This is a genomic window from Paraburkholderia aspalathi, from assembly GCF_900116445.1.
GTDB lineage: Bacteria > Pseudomonadota > Gammaproteobacteria > Burkholderiales > Burkholderiaceae > Paraburkholderia > Paraburkholderia aspalathi.
Map to the genome: position 1 here is coordinate 138,728 of NZ_FPBH01000015.1, position 14,937 is coordinate 153,664.

Genomic DNA, 14,937 nt, shown 5'->3' on the forward strand with positions numbered 1-14,937 from the left:
GAAGTCTTGGTGACTCATCTCATGGCGCGGGAGTTCGCCGCGCTTTGCCCGCAATGAAAACAACGAACCACATCGACGCAGCTGGCCAGCACGTACCGCCCAGTTTCGGCGACGAACTCGGCATCCTGCGCAGCATCACCGGCCGGCTCAATGGCTTTCTGTACCGTTGCATGAATGACGCAACTTACTCGGTCCTGTATGTCACTCCTTCAATCGAGACATTGACTGGCTACGCATCGTCGGAATTTTTCGGGGCACACCCGAGGGCGATGGCATCTTTGCTCGACCGTGAGGACGCGGCTCACATGGAGCGCATGGTCAACAAAGCTCTGTCGAGAAAGGAATCTTGGACGATTGATTACCGGCTGAAGACCAAGGATCGGGGCTCCGTCTGGACACACGAAGTCGGCGGCGGAGTCTTCGGTGAGGACGGTGAACTTCTGTTCATTGAGGGTTTGGTGCTGGGCGTCGAGGGAGAGCGTGCTGCTGAGCTGAAGAAGCAGGAGCGCCTTGTAGCGCTCACTACGGAGACGAACGGCATTCTCTCAGACGCTGACGACATCCTCACCACCATCAAGACGTTGTCGCTTCTGTCTTTCAATGCGCGTGTCGAGGCCGCGAGAGCCGGAGAATCGGGTCGCGGATTCGCTGTCGTTGCCAGCGAAATGAAGCGGCTCGCTGACGGAACGGACCGGCTTGCAAAGGGTATCGCGACCAGAGTGAGCCGCGTTCGGGCGGCGATGGCCAACTGAACTTTGTGAAGGCACGCGAGCTCGCTTCGTTAGGGCTATCGTTCACGTTGCGCGCGTTGCCGCGGTGCGGATTCAAGCGCTGCATCGACAGATTTCAATAGCGACAAGAGGTATTCAATCACCGCTCCGATTGTCGATGAACCCTGCGAGCCTATTTCCACAGTCCTCGACGAGACCTACAAGATTGCTATAACACGCATCGACAATCGAATCCGGGTGGGCGGCATGGCGGAGATTGCTGGATATGATCGGAAACTTCGACAGGCACGCCGCGAGACGCTCGAGATGTGCATGAATGATCTGTTTCCGGGTGGCGGTGACACCGCAAATGCCACCTTCTGGACGGGCCTGCGCCCGATGACGCCTGATGGTACGCCGATTGTCGGACCCACGTGCGTCCCGAATCTCTACATCAACGCGAGACACGGAACGGCTGGATGGACTATGTCATGCGGTTCTGGTCAGTTGCTCGCCGACCTGATGAGCGGCCGAACCCCAGAAATCAAGTCCGATGACCTTTCAGTGTTTCGATACCTCTATCAGAATCGGACGGAGTATGAGGTCACGCCAGCATAGGGCGATGGGCCCGCAAGGCACTCCCTGATTGGCCCGCCACCGAAACTGTTTGGCCGCTCCTAACCTGTTTCGTCATGCGTGGCGACCTATCATCGGATGCATTGCCCTTTGCGGTATTACCGCCTTGGGATTTTGCAATGTCGTTGAACTGTGAGAGGGACAGGCTAGATATGAACATCACGCGCGCCGCTAACGTCATGCTGACGGACCCGTCACATGCACGGCTCGAGTACGCTCCGGAGTTTGACCGTGGAAGCGCGTACATCAACGGGACCTTTTGCTCGATAGACGAGGCAAGCGTGCCGATTACCGACGGCGGTTTCATGCAGGCGGACGCGGCATATGACGTTGTCAGCGTTAGCAAAGGTCTTTTCTTCCGGCTGGAAGATCATCTCGAACGCTTCGAGAACGCGTGCAAGAAATTCTATCTTCGCAGTCCTTACGATAAGAACGAAACGACCGAGATTCTCAACAAGCTTGTAACGCTCGCTGGTACGCGCGAAGCATACGTCTGGTGGGCGGTCACGCGCGGGCCGACGCCAGCGAACCGAACGGATCCGAACAGCTACAACAATCGGTTTTATGCTTTCGCTGTTCCATATCGCTTTATCGCAAGCGATGAGCAACGCGAGCGCGGCTTGGACTTGCTGGTCAGCAAGCGCTACGTTCGCATTCCGCCGGATTCCGTAGACCCCACGGCAAAGAATTTCCATTGGATGGACTTGAAACTTTCACTTTTCGAGGCGGGAGAACAAGGGCGGGAGTGGACGGTGTTGTGCGATGCGCACGGCAACCTGACCGAGGGGCCGGGGGTAAATATCTTCTTCATCAAGAGCGGAAAATTGTTCACGCCAGACTCTGGCTGTCTTGAGGGTATCACCCGGAAAACAACGCTTGAACTGGCGGCGGAACTTGGGATGCCTGTTCATGTCAAGCCGGTTACTGCGGACGAGTTGCGCGCGGCTGATGAAGCGTTTCTTACGTCAACCGCTGGCGGAATCATGCCGATCAACAGTGTCGACGGAATTATCCTCGGTGGAGAAAACGGACCGGGTGCTTTGACCACGAAACTGCATAACCTTTACTGGTCCAGGCGCTGGGACGGTTGGCTTGGAACCAGGGTCAATTACGGGAGATAATGCTGCGGCCGCTCACTTCCTTCAGGAGGGACCTCCAGTTGGTCTAGTAGGCGGACATTGCCACGCGAGTGAACAGCGCACATTCGACGGCCGCGGAGTTCGGATGCCGGTCCACGAGCGAGTTGGGCTACCGTGAACCTTGCACACCGATTCGCATCGCCTCCGCGAGAACTCCTCTTTCTCCTGCGTCTCCGCTGTCACGTCAGTCGCCAGCGTTATGTGTGCTCCCGTGTCTAGAAACAGAGCGCCAGCGGGGCGGTTGTGAATAGAAAATAACTGCACCGTTCAGTTTCCCGAAATCGACACTGATGCCGATACCGCACTGGTGTCTCGCGATGCGCGTGCCATATTCGCTTGCCAGCTGTGGGTCCCAGCTTGACGCAAGGGCAATTGGTCTGAGGGAGTGCAGGTGCTTAATTAGGCATCCGATGCTCGGCTTGTAATGTCCGCCGAGCGGCCAAATTTGGCGTTGAGGTGCGCTTGAGAAAATGTGCTCCACGGTCAGATTGCTGCGCCCTTAGGCACATCTGGTAGGCGTGGAGCGCCGCCAAAAGAAAGCATGCGTTCTGTTTTCCTGACGCCAATTTTGGGGTGAAGCGGCACGTTTGCCTCCAGAGAATTCTGCTTGGCCATTCGCTCGTGAATATTGGCCCTTTCAAACATGTGCTGTTACGCCGTTACTGCATAATATTTTCCAGATTAAGCGTGGTTAAATTGCCTCGAATGTGCGAGCAGTCGAAGCTCTGCAATGATGTTGCCGTACACCATCAAAGCCGATGGCAAGAGTTTTCACGAATGACTTTGAAATTGCAGATCCGTGTCACCGGCGTCAGCTCCGGCATCGGTCGCGCTATCGCTCTTGCTCTCGCAAAGGACGGTGCCGCGGTAGTGTGCTCCGACATGCGAAAGTCGGAGGACGCAGATGGGTCAAGTAATTCGACAGATCAGGAGCGGGGGTGAATCGACTTGAAGGAAAGGTGGCAATTGTCACTGGGGGGAGTTCCGGTATTGGCCGCGCAATCGCCGTCCGGTACGCAAAAGAAGGTGCGAAAGTCGTCGTTGCAGACTTGCACGAAGGCCGCAATCACGGCGGTTTCGAAGATGCTGCGTCAGCGACAACTGTCTCAGAGATTGAGGCAAGCGGAGGTACTGCAATCTTCACGGCGTGCGATGTCACCAGCCAGCAGCAGGTTGCCGATTTGGTGGGCGCCACCGTTCAGCGGTTCGGCACTCTGGATGTCATCGTGAACAATGCTGGCATCTATCGGTCTGGAAAACTTGTCCACGAGTTCGATGAAAATGATCTTGACTGTTGCTGGGACGTCAATCTGAAGGGTACCTGGTTTGGTTGCCAGGAAGCAATCAAGATTTTTCTCGGGAAGGGCGGCGGCACTATCGTCAACATCGTTTCGACTGCGGGGCTGGGCGGCCACCCGAAGCAGTCGGTGTACAACATCTCGAAGGGTGCTGTATCGAGCCTGACGAAGTGCGTCGCGATTGAATACGGCAGAAATGGCATTCGCGTGAATGGCATCTGCCCGACTTACGCGAAAACGTCGATGACGCGCGGGCGCTTTGATGACGACGACTACATGAAATCATTCGCGAAATCCATTCCGCTGAAACGTTGGGGCGACGTCAGGGACATCTCGAATCTGGCGGTGTTCCTCGCCAACGACGAGGCAGGTTATATCCACGGCGCCCTCATTCCGGTCGACGGCGGAGAAACGCTGTGCCGCTACTCGGTGGAAGACGAGTAGTCGGAATATGAGAGCTATGCCTTGGTTGCAGCAACGGTCAGGGCTATTTAGTACACCAATCACAACTGCAGCGCTCGGCGTTTTCCTTGCGCGCGGGTTTTCTCGAATCGCAGTTCGAGGGTCTAAGACGGGAGACTTTGCATGAAGAGCCACCTTGATGTCGTCATTTTGGGTGCGGGTTTTAGCGGAATCGGACTTGGTGTCAAGTTGCTGGAGGCGGGCAAGCGGAATTTCGCAATTCTTGAGCAGGCCGATGATATCGGCGGTACGTGGCGCGACAATACCTACCCGGGCTCAGGTTGTGATACCGAATCGCACCTGTACTGCTTTTCGTTCGCTTTGAATCCGACTGTGAGCCGTGTGTACGCGCGCCAGCCGGAAATTCTGGCGTACATGCAGCGCATCGTCGACGACAACGGTCTCCGTCCGTATATTCGGTTGGGAACGAGGGTTGCGTCGGTGAAATGGGATGACGAGACCCTGCTGTGGAATGTTTCGCTTGCCGACGGCGGTATGCTGACGGCCCGCAATTTCGTTGCTGCGTGGGGGCAGCTTAACCGTCCGCAAACTCCGCTCATCGCAGGGCAAGACACATTCAAGGGTGTCCAGTTCCACTCGGCGCGCTGGAGGCACGACGTTGATCTGAGCGGCAAGCGTGTTGCGAGCATCGGCAATGCCGCGAGCGCCGTTCAGTACATCCCCGAAATCGCCCCCGTTGTTGGGCACCTTGACGTTTTCCAGCGCAGTCCGAACTGGGTTGTTCCTAGAATGGACCGTCCGTACACGGACAAGGAAATCGAGGACTACTGCACCATCCCGAACTTATTCGCGACTCACCGCGAGGATCTGTTCGAATGGCGTGAGACGACCTTTCTGCGCATGAAGCAAGGCAGCGCGGAAGCTGAGGAACTCGAGCGCATCGCGGTGGAGCATTTGCAAAATCAAGTGCCCGACCCTGAACTGCGCAAAAAACTCACTCCGGACTATCCGCTAGGCTGCAAGCGAATTCTGCGTACCGATGACTATTTTCCCGCTATCGGCCGCGAGAACGTATCGCTGATCACGTCAGGCGTCTCTCGCATCGAGCCGGAAGGCATTGTCACTGCGGATGGCGAATTGCATCCGGTCGACGTCATCATCTATGGCACTGGATTCGAAACACAGTCTTTCCAGGGACCTGTTGAGGTTATCGGGCGTGAAGGGCACAGCCTCCGCGATACCTGGAAAGACGGTGCTTACGCGTACCTTGGCATGTGTGTGTGCGGGTTCCCGAACTTCTTCGTGATGTATGGCCCCAACACCAATCTGGGTCATAACTCGATTCTGTCGATGCTTGAGGCTCAGTTTGGCTACGTTGTTCAGGCTCTGGCCGCGCAGGACGAACTTGGCGTCGAGGCGTTGGAAGTACGGCCGACCGTAGTCTCGCACTTCAACGCCGAACTGCAAGGCGAGATGGATGACGCCGCGTGGTCGGGTGACTGCAACAGCTGGTACAAAAACGCCACAGGGAAGGTTATCAATAACTGGTCTGGCACGGTGCATCAATATCATGACAAGACTCGCCGTTTTGTTAGCGATGAGTTCATGATCTTGTCCGTTTCTGAGACTGCTCGCCAGAACTAATATATTGAAGGGGGGCGAGACCCCCTTGAACTTTCAAAGCGAGGAGACCCATGAGCCTGGACCGAGACGTCCTAGCCTATCTGGACCTGGTCGAACGGGCGAAACGACCACCGCTGCACCAAATGACCGTCTCGGAAGCGCGCGCTACATACGCATTGGGGTGCGAGATGAACGGGCTGCCGTGCGATGCGTTGGTAGCGACAGCGGACGTGGTTGCGCATACGTCAGTCGGCCGGCTTAACCTTCGTTCATACTGGGCCAATGAAGACACCGAACGGTCTCTCGCGGCAGGGCTCGTGTTCTTCCACGGCGGTGGCTGGGTCGTCGGCTCACTCGACACGCATGATTCGATTTGCCGTGAGCTTGCTCGTGTATCGGGCTGCCGCGTCGTGGCGGTGGATTATCGTCTGGCGCCTGAACACCCATTTCCAGCCGCTATCGACGACGCAATCGCTTCTTACCAATGGATTGCCCAAAACGCAGCAGGATTGGGCATCGACTCTTCCCGTTTGGGTGTTGTTGGCGACAGCGCGGGTGGCTTTCTTGCGACGTTCGTCGCTTTGTCCGCACGTGACTACGCCGAGGAGATCCGACCGAAGCTGCAGTTGTTGTTTTATCCCGTAACTGACCTCACCGTTGAATCGGCGGGCTATTCGCGCGTTGCGTCCGGGTTGCCCTTCACGTCTGCAACCATGCGATGGTTCCGCGACCACTATGTGCAGCACTCTCAGGGCGCGGACGATGTCCGCCTCGCACCGTTGAACGCTCTGGACCTGACCGGCTTGCCCGATACGCTGATTGTCACATCGGGTTTCGACCCGTTGTGTGAAGAAGGCGCGGCATACGCGCACCGATTGCAGGACGCTCGCGTGCGTGTCAACCACCTTCATCTCGCAGACCAGATTCACGGCTTTCTCACGCTCGGCCTTCGTATCAATACGGCGAGAGCCGTACTCGGCTGGGCGGCAGCCTATGCGCGACAAAAATTGAACGCGGGCGACGTCTAGCACCGGCGCCTTCGCTGTATTCGAAATATCAAGAGGTATGCGTGAAGCCCTTTTCGTTTGAAACCACTCCGTCAATTCGCTGTGGCTCCGGTATCAGCAGGGATGTCGCAGTAATTGTCGCGCCGACGCTCGGGCAACGAGTTCTCATTGTCACTGATGCGGGTCTCCGTAAAGTAGGGCTGCTTGGCCCGATTGAAGAGAACCTCCGCGCTGCTGGAATCGAAGTCTGCGTATACGATGACGTCGCAGCGGATCCGCCTGAGGCAAACATCCTCGGTGCGGTCGAGCTGGCGAAGGAGAAGGGGGTGACCGGTGTGCTCGGGATCGGCGGCGGCTCTCCTATGGACGTTGCGAAGGTCACGGCTCTGCTTGCCGGCAACAAGGGCGCCCTCAGCGACGCATATGGCGTGCGCGTTGCAAAGGGCCCGCGGTTGCCATTGGCGCTCATTCCAACGACTGCGGGCACGGGCTCAGAAGTCACGCCCATCGCCATCGTTACAACCGGTGAATCCGAAAAGAAGGGAATCGTCTCTCCGCTTCTTCTGCCGGATATCGCCATTCTCGATGGTGAACTGACCCTTGGCCTTCCAGCTGCGGTGACTGCGGCGACCGGCATCGACGCCATCGTCCATGCCGTCGAAGCTATCACGTCGGCATCTGCAAACAACAATCCCATCTCGAAGACGCTAGCCATTCAAGCTTTGAGATTATTGGGAGCGAACATTCGTACGGCGGTGTTTGACGGCGGGAACGCAGCGGCCCGTAATGCAATGTTGCTCGGTTCCTGCCTGGCGGGGCTTGCGTTCGCGAATTCTCCGGTGGCTGGGGTGCATGCGCTGGCCTATCCGGTCGGTGCGCGCTATCACGTACCGCATGGTCTGTCGAACGCGCTCGTTCTTCCGCACGTTATGCGCTTCAATGTGAGTCACGCCAACGGCTTGTATGCGGAACTGGCTTGCGAGCTCTTTCCCGAGTTGTCCCGTTCTCCTGCGGCCGAGCGCGCATCCTTGTTGATTGGGCAACTGCAGGCATTGAGCCGCGAATTGGGTGTGCCGCAGCGTCTTCGCGACGTCGGTGTTCCTGAGGACGCGCTCGCAACGCTGGCATCCGATGCGATGAAGCAGACTCGCCTGCTGGTCAATAATCCTCGCGAGGTGACTGAGCGGGACGCGCTGGCCATCTATCAGGCAGCGTTCTAAAGGCCTTGTTCAAGACCAACGTCTCACACGACTCTATTTTAGGTTGAATCATCATGTTGAATACACGGTTTGCTGCGTCAGTCGCTCTGAAGGACGAGAGCCTTGTCAAAAATACCTGCTTCATCAATGGCGAGTGGGTCGGTGCGGACAACGGCGGGATCATCCAAGTCACGAATCCTGCTACCGGCGAAGTGTTGGGCATCGTACCGAAGATGGGGGCCGACGAAACGCGTCGCGCCATCGAAGCCTGCGAGAAGGCATTGCCTGGGTGGCGCGCGAAAACGGGTAAGGAGCGCGCTGCCATTCTGCGGCGCTGGTACGAACTCATGCTCGAGAATCAGGACGATCTTGCTGTCATCATGACCGCCGAGCAGGGCAAGCCGCTCGCTGAGAGCCGGGGCGAAATCGGCTACGCAGCGTCGTTTCTCGAGTGGTTCGCGGAAGAAGGCAAGCGTGTCTACGGTGACACCATCCCCGGTCACGCCCGCGATAAGCGAATCATCATCTTGAAGCAACCGATCGGCGTGTGCGCCGCAATCACACCGTGGAACTTCCCCGCAGCAATGCTGACGCGCAAGATTGGTCCGGCGCTCGCCGCCGGCTGCACGATGGTCCTGAAACCTGCCAGTCAGACGCCGTTCTCGGCGCTCGCACTGTGCGTGCTGGCCGAACGGGCAGGCATGCCGAGCGGCGTCATCGCCTGCGTAACGGGGGCGGCCAGCGCTATCGGCGGTGAGCTTTCGAGCAATCCCACGGTACGCAAGCTGTCCTTTACCGGGTCCACCGAAGTCGGCAAGGTTCTACTGGCACAGTGCGCGACCACCGTGAAGAAAGCGTCGATGGAGCTTGGTGGCAACGCTCCTTTTATCGTATTCGATGATGCAGATCTTGATGCGGCTGTGAAGGGTGCAATCGCTTCCAAGTATCGCAATGCAGGCCAGACTTGTGTCTGCGCCAATCGTCTGCTGGTGCAAGACGGCGTCTACGACGAATTTGTGGAAAAGCTTTCCCGCGAAGTGTTGAAATTAAAGGTCGGTAACGGACTGGAGAGCGGAACACTTATCGGACCGTTGATTGACAGCAAGGCGGTCGCGAAAGTCGAGGAACACGTCGCGGATGCTGTCGCGAAGGGTGCGAAGGTTGTCCTCGGTGGTAAAAAACATGCTGCTGGCGAGAACTTTTACGAGCCAACCATCCTTTCCGGCACGACACCTGACATGCTCATCTTCCGCGAAGAGACGTTCGGCCCGGTCGCACCTGTGTTCCGGTTTTCGACGGATGAAGAGGCTATCGCGATGGCCAACGATACCGAATTTGGCCTTGCGTCCTACTTCTATAGCCGTGACATTGCGCGCGTCTGGAAGGTCGCCGAAGCGCTCGAGTATGGAATCGTGGGCATCAACGAGGGTCTGATTTCAACAGAAGTAGCACCATTTGGTGGTGTGAAAGAAAGCGGCTTGGGCCGCGAAGGCTCGAAGTACGGCATCGATGACTACCTCGAACTGAAGTACCTCTGTATCGGTGGTGTGCAGTAAGCAGGTTCCACGATCGAACTGGGGCTGGCGTGGTTTGCCGGCCCTTTCCGTAACCGGGCGCACCGGACGAAGGGATCGACGTGGTATCTGCCTGCGTGGTCAGCGCCCGTATCACTAAGGCTGTCGAGTCCTCCATAGAATCTGAGCTCTCTGCGCATTCTTGGGACGGTCGGCGAACCCATCAATCCGGAAGCATGGAAGTGGTATCACACGAACGTCGGCGGCAGCCGGTGTCCCATTGTCGACACATGGTGGCAGACAGAGACCGGTGGTCATATGATTTCACCGCTGCCAGGTACGATGCCTCTCGTTCCGGGCTCGTGCACGTTGCCACTACCGGGCATCATGGCAGCTGTCGCTGATGAGACGGGCCAGGACGTAGCCAATGGACAAGGCGGTATTCTGGTCATCAAACGTCCTTGGCCATCGATGTTGCATAACGTCTGGGGCGATTCTGATCGGTATAAGTCGAGCTACTTTCCCGAAAAGCTCAGCGGGAAGCTCTACCTTGCGGGGGGCGGTGCGCGACAAGGACGCCGGCTATTTCACTATCATGAGGCGCATCGATGACGTACTCAATGTATCCGGTCATCGTCTTGGGACAATGGAAATAGAGTCGGCACTGGCTTCCCACGTGGCAGTTGCGGACGCGGCGGTGGTCAGCCGTCCAGACGATAAGACACGGCAGTCGTTGTTGCTTTCGTGATCCTGACGCGGGAACTTCCTGTAGGCGATATCGCTGGCCCGCTGGCGAATGAACTGCGTGCATGGGCGGGCACAGAAATCGGACCCATTGCCAAGCCGAAGGACGTCCGGTTCGGTGAGGGCCTGCCGAAGACGCGTTCCGGGAAGATAATGCGCCGCCTGCTGCGCTCCCCTGTCAAGCGCGAAGAAATCACTCAGGACGTATCGACTCTCGAGAATCCGGCGATTCTCGAGCAGCTTGCCGAATGGCGTTGACAATCGCTAGTCTGAAAATCGGAAGCGGCCCCTTCGGGGCCGCTACTGCTGTATCTAAATCCGATGGATTGGCATAGACCTCACTTGCGGAAATGCGAAGAAGGGCGAGCAATTTGAATTGCCACTCCTCCCATGCAGCTTCACATCAATTCAGTTTGACGATTGACCGGGGTCGTTGCCGGAGCCATAGGCTAGTCGGTCGCAGCAGTGCCGTCCTGCGCGCTGGTCTGCTCGAAGCGCTCGATGTGCGAAGCGATCAGCTGCATATTTGTTGGATGTTTATTAAGAAATTCAATGCTCTTGATGAGTGGCCTCTAAGGACCACGCAGTGTCCCACCATAACATGTTCCGATTCAGCGCTGGCGTTTAAGCTAACGTCACTGCATAGAACATAATTTATGGAAAGACATGTTCGGGAATTCACGTCGCGGTCAGCGTGGGCCGAATTCATGAAATATGGATAACTAATGACTAGTGTTGGCGTTGGGTTCACTAGTCGAAGTGCCTGTTTATAGGGGATTCCGTGCTAACGCCCGGGCTATTTGCGAGAAAACGTTTCTCGATCGGATGCGCGGCCTGGATTCGAAAGCGAAAGTGGCATCGCCTCGACCTCAATCATGTGATTTCGTTGATTTTTCAATTCGTATGGAATTTCGCTATGAGTATCGTCCTTAATCACACGATGTTGCGGGTTCGTGATCCGCAGAGTTCTGTACGGTTTTATCAGGAGCACTTCCGCATGAAGATGGTGCGTCAGTTTGATTTTCCGGAGGGGAAGTTCTCACTATATTTTCTGGCGCCTTCGGACTGCGAGGAAGATTTTAGCAGTTTGGACTGGATTCCAAAGCAGAAGGGGCTTCTAGAACTGACCCACAATTGGGGAACCGAAAGCGATCCTAACTTTGCTGGTTATCATACCGGTAACGCGGACCCCCGCGGGTTCGGCCATATCTGCTTTTCTGTGCCCGACGTCAATGCATTTTGTGACCAGCTTGTTGAAAAAGATGTTTCGTTTGTGAAGCGGCCGAACGATGGATCGATGAAAGGTATTGCCTTTGTGGCAGACCCGGATGGCTACTGGGTTGAAATCATTGACAAGGAGTCGTTTACACGCGTTGTGTCGTGAGGGGTGACCGAGCCCGCACAAAGTCATTTTCACTGGAAATAAGGAAATAGCCATGGCCCTCCAAGATATTACCCCGCTTAACCCTGCACTGATGGACACTTTGGTAAAACATAGTGATACCGAGGGTTGGTATCCGGATCCGAATGATCCTGAACGTTCCTTCACGAAAGTACTGTGGGCAGGTCACGAATCGGGACGAATCGCATTATTGTATCGCTGGTTGAAGGGATTTCAGGCGCCCCCGCACAAGCACATCGGCGCATCGCACACTTGGATAATCAAGGGGAAGCTAAAGGTGCGTGATGCGACGCTGGAGGCCGGTGACTATGTCTACGAGCCAAATGGCATGATTCACGGTTCGACGACGGCGCTCGAGGATACGGAGTATCTGTTCATAATGGAGGGTGCTATCCTCTTCTTTGACGATAATGGCATTCTTGGGTACGAGAGTTGGGAAGAATATATTCGTCAATCGGAGACCGTGCCGCACCTCAGCGAGCGGCGTGTGTGAGTCGATAACATTAGTAAAAACGCGTCTCACACGAAGTCGCGGGCAAGGTGGCGCCCATAACCAAGGCGATTTTGGGCCTTGCTTGGCGACTGGCGCGGTCATAGGCAGGAGTGGGTGGTACGGCCGCGACCATTCTCAGTCAAGCGGTTGGGGCGATCGCTATGAGTTCGGTTTAAGCGAAGATTAGACGGGGCGATGTGTTCAGGGTGCCGCTTGGGCGGGCTGAGCAAAGGGCAGAGCCGACTGTTGCCGGTACACGAGTAAGACATCCCGCGTACCTGACCCGGATGCAGCGCTTTCGTTCTCCCGCTTCTGGCAGGTCCAAACTACGGGGCTGCAGCCGGCGTATAAAACTTCATTGATCTAGCCGACAAGCAACATGGCAAAAAGCCTCGAATACATCCCGGTACCGTTCTTTGAAGACAATTACGCATGGGTAGTCACGGACGGCGTCTCCGCGATTGTCGTTGACCCCGGAACGGCGGAGCCGGTCGAGGAATTTTGTAAGTCCCGAAATCTGGTCATCACGGCTGTACTGCTCACGCACCATCACGGCGACCATGTCGGCGGCGTTCGGGCATTGCTGCGCTCGTGCGGACAACAGGGCACGCCAGTTTATGGGCCTGCGCGAGAACCGATAGAGTGCGTCACCTGCCCAGTTGGCGATGGGTTCGAAGTCGAAGTCAGCGAACTGGATTTTTGTGCGACGATCATCGGTACGCCGGGGCACACGCGTGATCACATCGTCTTTTTCCAGCGTGGGTTCGATGGTCAGCCAGGCCATCTTTTCGCCGGAGACACCCTATTCGCCAGCGGCTGTGGCCGACTGTTCGAGGGCTCGGCTGAAGAAATGCTTAAGTCTCTAGACGAGCTGGCTACCTTGCCGCCGTCCACACTCCTGCATTGCGCTCACGAATACACATTGTCCAATCTGGAGTTTGCGCGCGCATGCGAACCCGGCAACGAGCACGTCAGGCGCTGGCAAGAGAAAGCAGCCGCGCTCCGCTTGGCGGGCCGACCGACGCTACCGACGACTATCGGCCACGAGTTGACCGTCAATCCATTCCTGCGCGCACAACAGGATGAAATCCACGATGTGCTCATCGACCGCTTCGGTGTGCCAGTTCCCCATCGGCTTGCCGCGTTCATGCTACTGCGCGCTTGGAAGGACCAGTTTCAGGCTCCAATGTCGCGCGAGACGTCGTGGAAATAGGCAGTAACACTTCTGTGTGGTATCGGCATCATTTATACCAAGGGACTCGGCAGTCTCAGTAGGACTGTGTGTCGCTGGCAGTGGCGACTCCGTCCCGTCGACAGCGAAGAGGATTTAATAAATGATTGCTTGGGGGCGCAGCGGTGTTCTCGAGATTCGCCTCCACCGGAGGCGGCTTGGATTTATCTGAAGACTGGCAGGCAGCCTTGTGATGAATAAGTTGCAACAGACAAACATGTTTCGCAAAGATGCATCGGCTGGCGTTCATCGCACTCGGCCTCGGCTCAACAAGAAATTACTTCTGCCTGTCGAAAGAACATTTGCCACTAAGCTGTGTTTGACTCACCATCTGTCGTTGGCGGCATGCCGCGAAGATGCCGGGAGTGATTTCCTCATGAGTCAGCTGGTGCGGTCGTTGTATATGACCTACTTTTTGTGGCGTGATGGTTTCGGAAAGGCCATGCCACAGCTGTTCGAAGACGCGGAGGGCGCCCTTGAGGCCAGCCTCAACAAGGGACGCAATTCGGGCATATGGCGCATGGATGCCGAATGCGTTGATGTCATCGGCAAGGTGCTTCTAATTCATGACGACCAGCTCGCTGCCGCTCCACTCCACCGGGTGCTGGATGCGGAAGCAAATGTCTATGGTTTCCTGCGAAGCTCGGATGCTTCGGACCTTATTCGTTTGAATCACAGCAAGATGCAATCCGCACGCGTCTCCTTGCGAGGTTAAATCGGGCCTCTCTCAAGCGATAATCGGGGCAGTCCTCATGCATATCCCGGCCCTCGTGCTGGAGGAACGGTGTTGGCAACCACGCTGCGATCGCACTTGGTGTGAAGCGTGTGCTGATCATAGAGCACGTGTGTCGGACCGTTCTGTTCTAACGATGGGTTTCAAGGATTACGTTGCTCGTCAGATCCTCGTGGATGGATTCTGGGCAGTGCACGCGATCGCGAAGGGGCAGATGAAATACCCAAGGGAATACCACTCGTGCGCTGCAAAGCGATTCTCCTCCCCGGTCTCATAAACCATTGAGGTTTTACAGGCGATGTTTGCCTAACTGTTCGCATCACGAAACCCCGATGCGTTCCTGGTCTTTGCAAGGATGACCGTCCTTGGTTCATCTGTTGGGATGCGACCGTCGGCGCAATGCCTAACTGCTGTCGGACTTGGCCTGCCCGACGAGTATTTGCCCAGCAGGAAGCGGAACCAGAAATGCCTTGCCACATAGGTTGACACGGCAACTTTGGGTCGGTTAGCCCAAAAAGTTTTTCGCTAAAAGCTTCGATAATAAATTTGATATGACTATTGAGTCGTTCCCTATTTGAAAGTCGAATACGAAGCTGAAAATCAAGGGATTTCACCAACATGAAAAGATGTAAATTTCACTTGAAAAATAGGTCGAGTAGCAAGTAAACTTAGGTCAAGAAACAAGTAAATGTAGGTCAGAAAAACAATAAAGTATGAATTATGGCTAGCTAGCCACCAAGTGCGTTGCACTGGCGTCAAGAACGCGTTGCGACTGCGTGAGGCGT

At 56.1% G+C, this 14,937-nt stretch carries 12 protein-coding genes and 2 pseudogenes; all 14 read left to right on the forward strand.

All coding sequences use genetic code 11. From position 1 onward, the window contains the following. Positions 1–53 precede the first annotated feature (53 nt). Complete coding sequence (locus tag BM438_RS46720) at positions 54–752, forward strand: methyl-accepting chemotaxis protein (RefSeq protein ID WP_093638131.1); 699 nt, start codon at positions 54–56, stop codon at positions 750–752. A 105-nt stretch (positions 753–857) separates the two neighbouring features. Then, a pseudogene (locus BM438_RS22720) lies at positions 858–1,328 on the forward strand (FAD-dependent oxidoreductase); the annotation flags it as partial. 170 nt (positions 1,329–1,498) lie between these two features. After that, on the forward strand, positions 1,499–2,467 hold the full coding sequence (locus tag BM438_RS22725; RefSeq protein ID WP_093638276.1) for an aminotransferase class IV: 969 nt from the start codon (positions 1,499–1,501) through the stop codon (positions 2,465–2,467). A 795-nt stretch (positions 2,468–3,262) separates the two neighbouring features. Next, on the forward strand, positions 3,263–3,427 hold the full coding sequence (locus BM438_RS44940) for an SDR family NAD(P)-dependent oxidoreductase (protein ID WP_143131741.1): 165 nt from the start codon (positions 3,263–3,265) through the stop codon (positions 3,425–3,427). Further along, positions 3,424–4,227, forward strand: a complete 804-nt coding sequence (locus tag BM438_RS22730) for an SDR family NAD(P)-dependent oxidoreductase (protein WP_093638134.1) — start codon at positions 3,424–3,426, stop codon at positions 4,225–4,227. The genes BM438_RS44940 and BM438_RS22730 overlap by 4 nt, the downstream gene beginning before the upstream one ends. 141 nt (positions 4,228–4,368) lie before the next feature. Next, entirely contained in the window at positions 4,369–5,850 is a 1,482-nt protein-coding gene (locus BM438_RS22735) for a flavin-containing monooxygenase (RefSeq protein ID WP_093638137.1), read from the forward strand. Positions 5,851–5,900: 50 nt separating this feature from the next. Continuing rightward, on the forward strand, positions 5,901–6,857 hold the full coding sequence (locus BM438_RS22740; RefSeq protein ID WP_093638140.1) for an alpha/beta hydrolase: 957 nt from the start codon (positions 5,901–5,903) through the stop codon (positions 6,855–6,857). A gap of 41 nt (positions 6,858–6,898) precedes the next feature. Next, positions 6,899–8,056: an iron-containing alcohol dehydrogenase gene (locus BM438_RS22745; RefSeq protein ID WP_093638143.1), complete on the forward strand. Its 1,158-nt coding sequence runs from the start codon at positions 6,899–6,901 to the stop codon at positions 8,054–8,056. Positions 8,057–8,109: 53 nt separating this feature from the next. Beyond that, positions 8,110–9,591, forward strand: a complete 1,482-nt coding sequence (gabD, locus tag BM438_RS22750) for an NADP-dependent succinate-semialdehyde dehydrogenase (RefSeq protein ID WP_093638147.1) — start codon at positions 8,110–8,112, stop codon at positions 9,589–9,591. Positions 9,592–9,729: 138 nt separating this feature from the next. After that, positions 9,730–10,551: pseudogene (locus BM438_RS22755) on the forward strand (AMP-binding enzyme); the annotation flags it as partial. Positions 10,552–11,209: 658 nt separating this feature from the next. Then, positions 11,210–11,677 carry a lactoylglutathione lyase gene (gene gloA, locus BM438_RS22760; protein ID WP_093638151.1) on the forward strand — a complete coding sequence of 156 codons (468 nt, stop codon included), beginning with the start codon at positions 11,210–11,212 and terminating at the stop codon, positions 11,675–11,677. A gap of 52 nt (positions 11,678–11,729) precedes the next feature. Continuing rightward, positions 11,730–12,188, forward strand: a complete 459-nt coding sequence (locus BM438_RS22765) for a cupin domain-containing protein (protein WP_093638154.1) — start codon at positions 11,730–11,732, stop codon at positions 12,186–12,188. Positions 12,189–12,567: 379 nt separating this feature from the next. Next, the gene (gene gloB, locus BM438_RS22770) at positions 12,568–13,401 is read left to right on the forward strand and encodes a hydroxyacylglutathione hydrolase (protein WP_093638158.1); all 834 of its coding nucleotides are present in this window, start codon (positions 12,568–12,570) and stop codon (positions 13,399–13,401) included. A gap of 211 nt (positions 13,402–13,612) precedes the next feature. Further along, positions 13,613–14,134, forward strand: coding sequence for a hypothetical protein (locus tag BM438_RS22775; protein ID WP_093638161.1), 522 nt, complete (start codon positions 13,613–13,615; stop codon positions 14,132–14,134). Positions 14,135–14,937: the final 803 nt, after the last annotated feature.

Excerpts from the sequence above, each read along its gene's own strand:
- BM438_RS46720 (WP_093638131.1), top strand. The coding sequence starts at position 54 with ATGAAAACAACGAACCACATCGACGCAGCTGGCCAGCACGTACCGCCC.
- BM438_RS22725 (WP_093638276.1), top strand. The coding sequence starts at position 1,499 with ATGAACATCACGCGCGCCGCTAACGTCATGCTGACGGACCCGTCACAT.
- BM438_RS44940 (WP_143131741.1), top strand. The coding sequence starts at position 3,263 with ATGACTTTGAAATTGCAGATCCGTGTCACCGGCGTCAGCTCCGGCATC.
- BM438_RS22735 (WP_093638137.1), top strand. The coding sequence starts at position 4,369 with ATGAAGAGCCACCTTGATGTCGTCATTTTGGGTGCGGGTTTTAGCGGA.
- BM438_RS22740 (WP_093638140.1), top strand. The coding sequence starts at position 5,901 with ATGAGCCTGGACCGAGACGTCCTAGCCTATCTGGACCTGGTCGAACGG.
- gabD (WP_093638147.1), top strand. The coding sequence starts at position 8,110 with ATGTTGAATACACGGTTTGCTGCGTCAGTCGCTCTGAAGGACGAGAGC.
- gloA (WP_093638151.1), top strand. The coding sequence starts at position 11,210 with ATGAGTATCGTCCTTAATCACACGATGTTGCGGGTTCGTGATCCGCAG.
- BM438_RS22765 (WP_093638154.1), top strand. The coding sequence starts at position 11,730 with ATGGCCCTCCAAGATATTACCCCGCTTAACCCTGCACTGATGGACACT.
- gloB (WP_093638158.1), top strand. The coding sequence starts at position 12,568 with ATGGCAAAAAGCCTCGAATACATCCCGGTACCGTTCTTTGAAGACAAT.
- BM438_RS22775 (WP_093638161.1), top strand. The coding sequence starts at position 13,613 with ATGAATAAGTTGCAACAGACAAACATGTTTCGCAAAGATGCATCGGCT.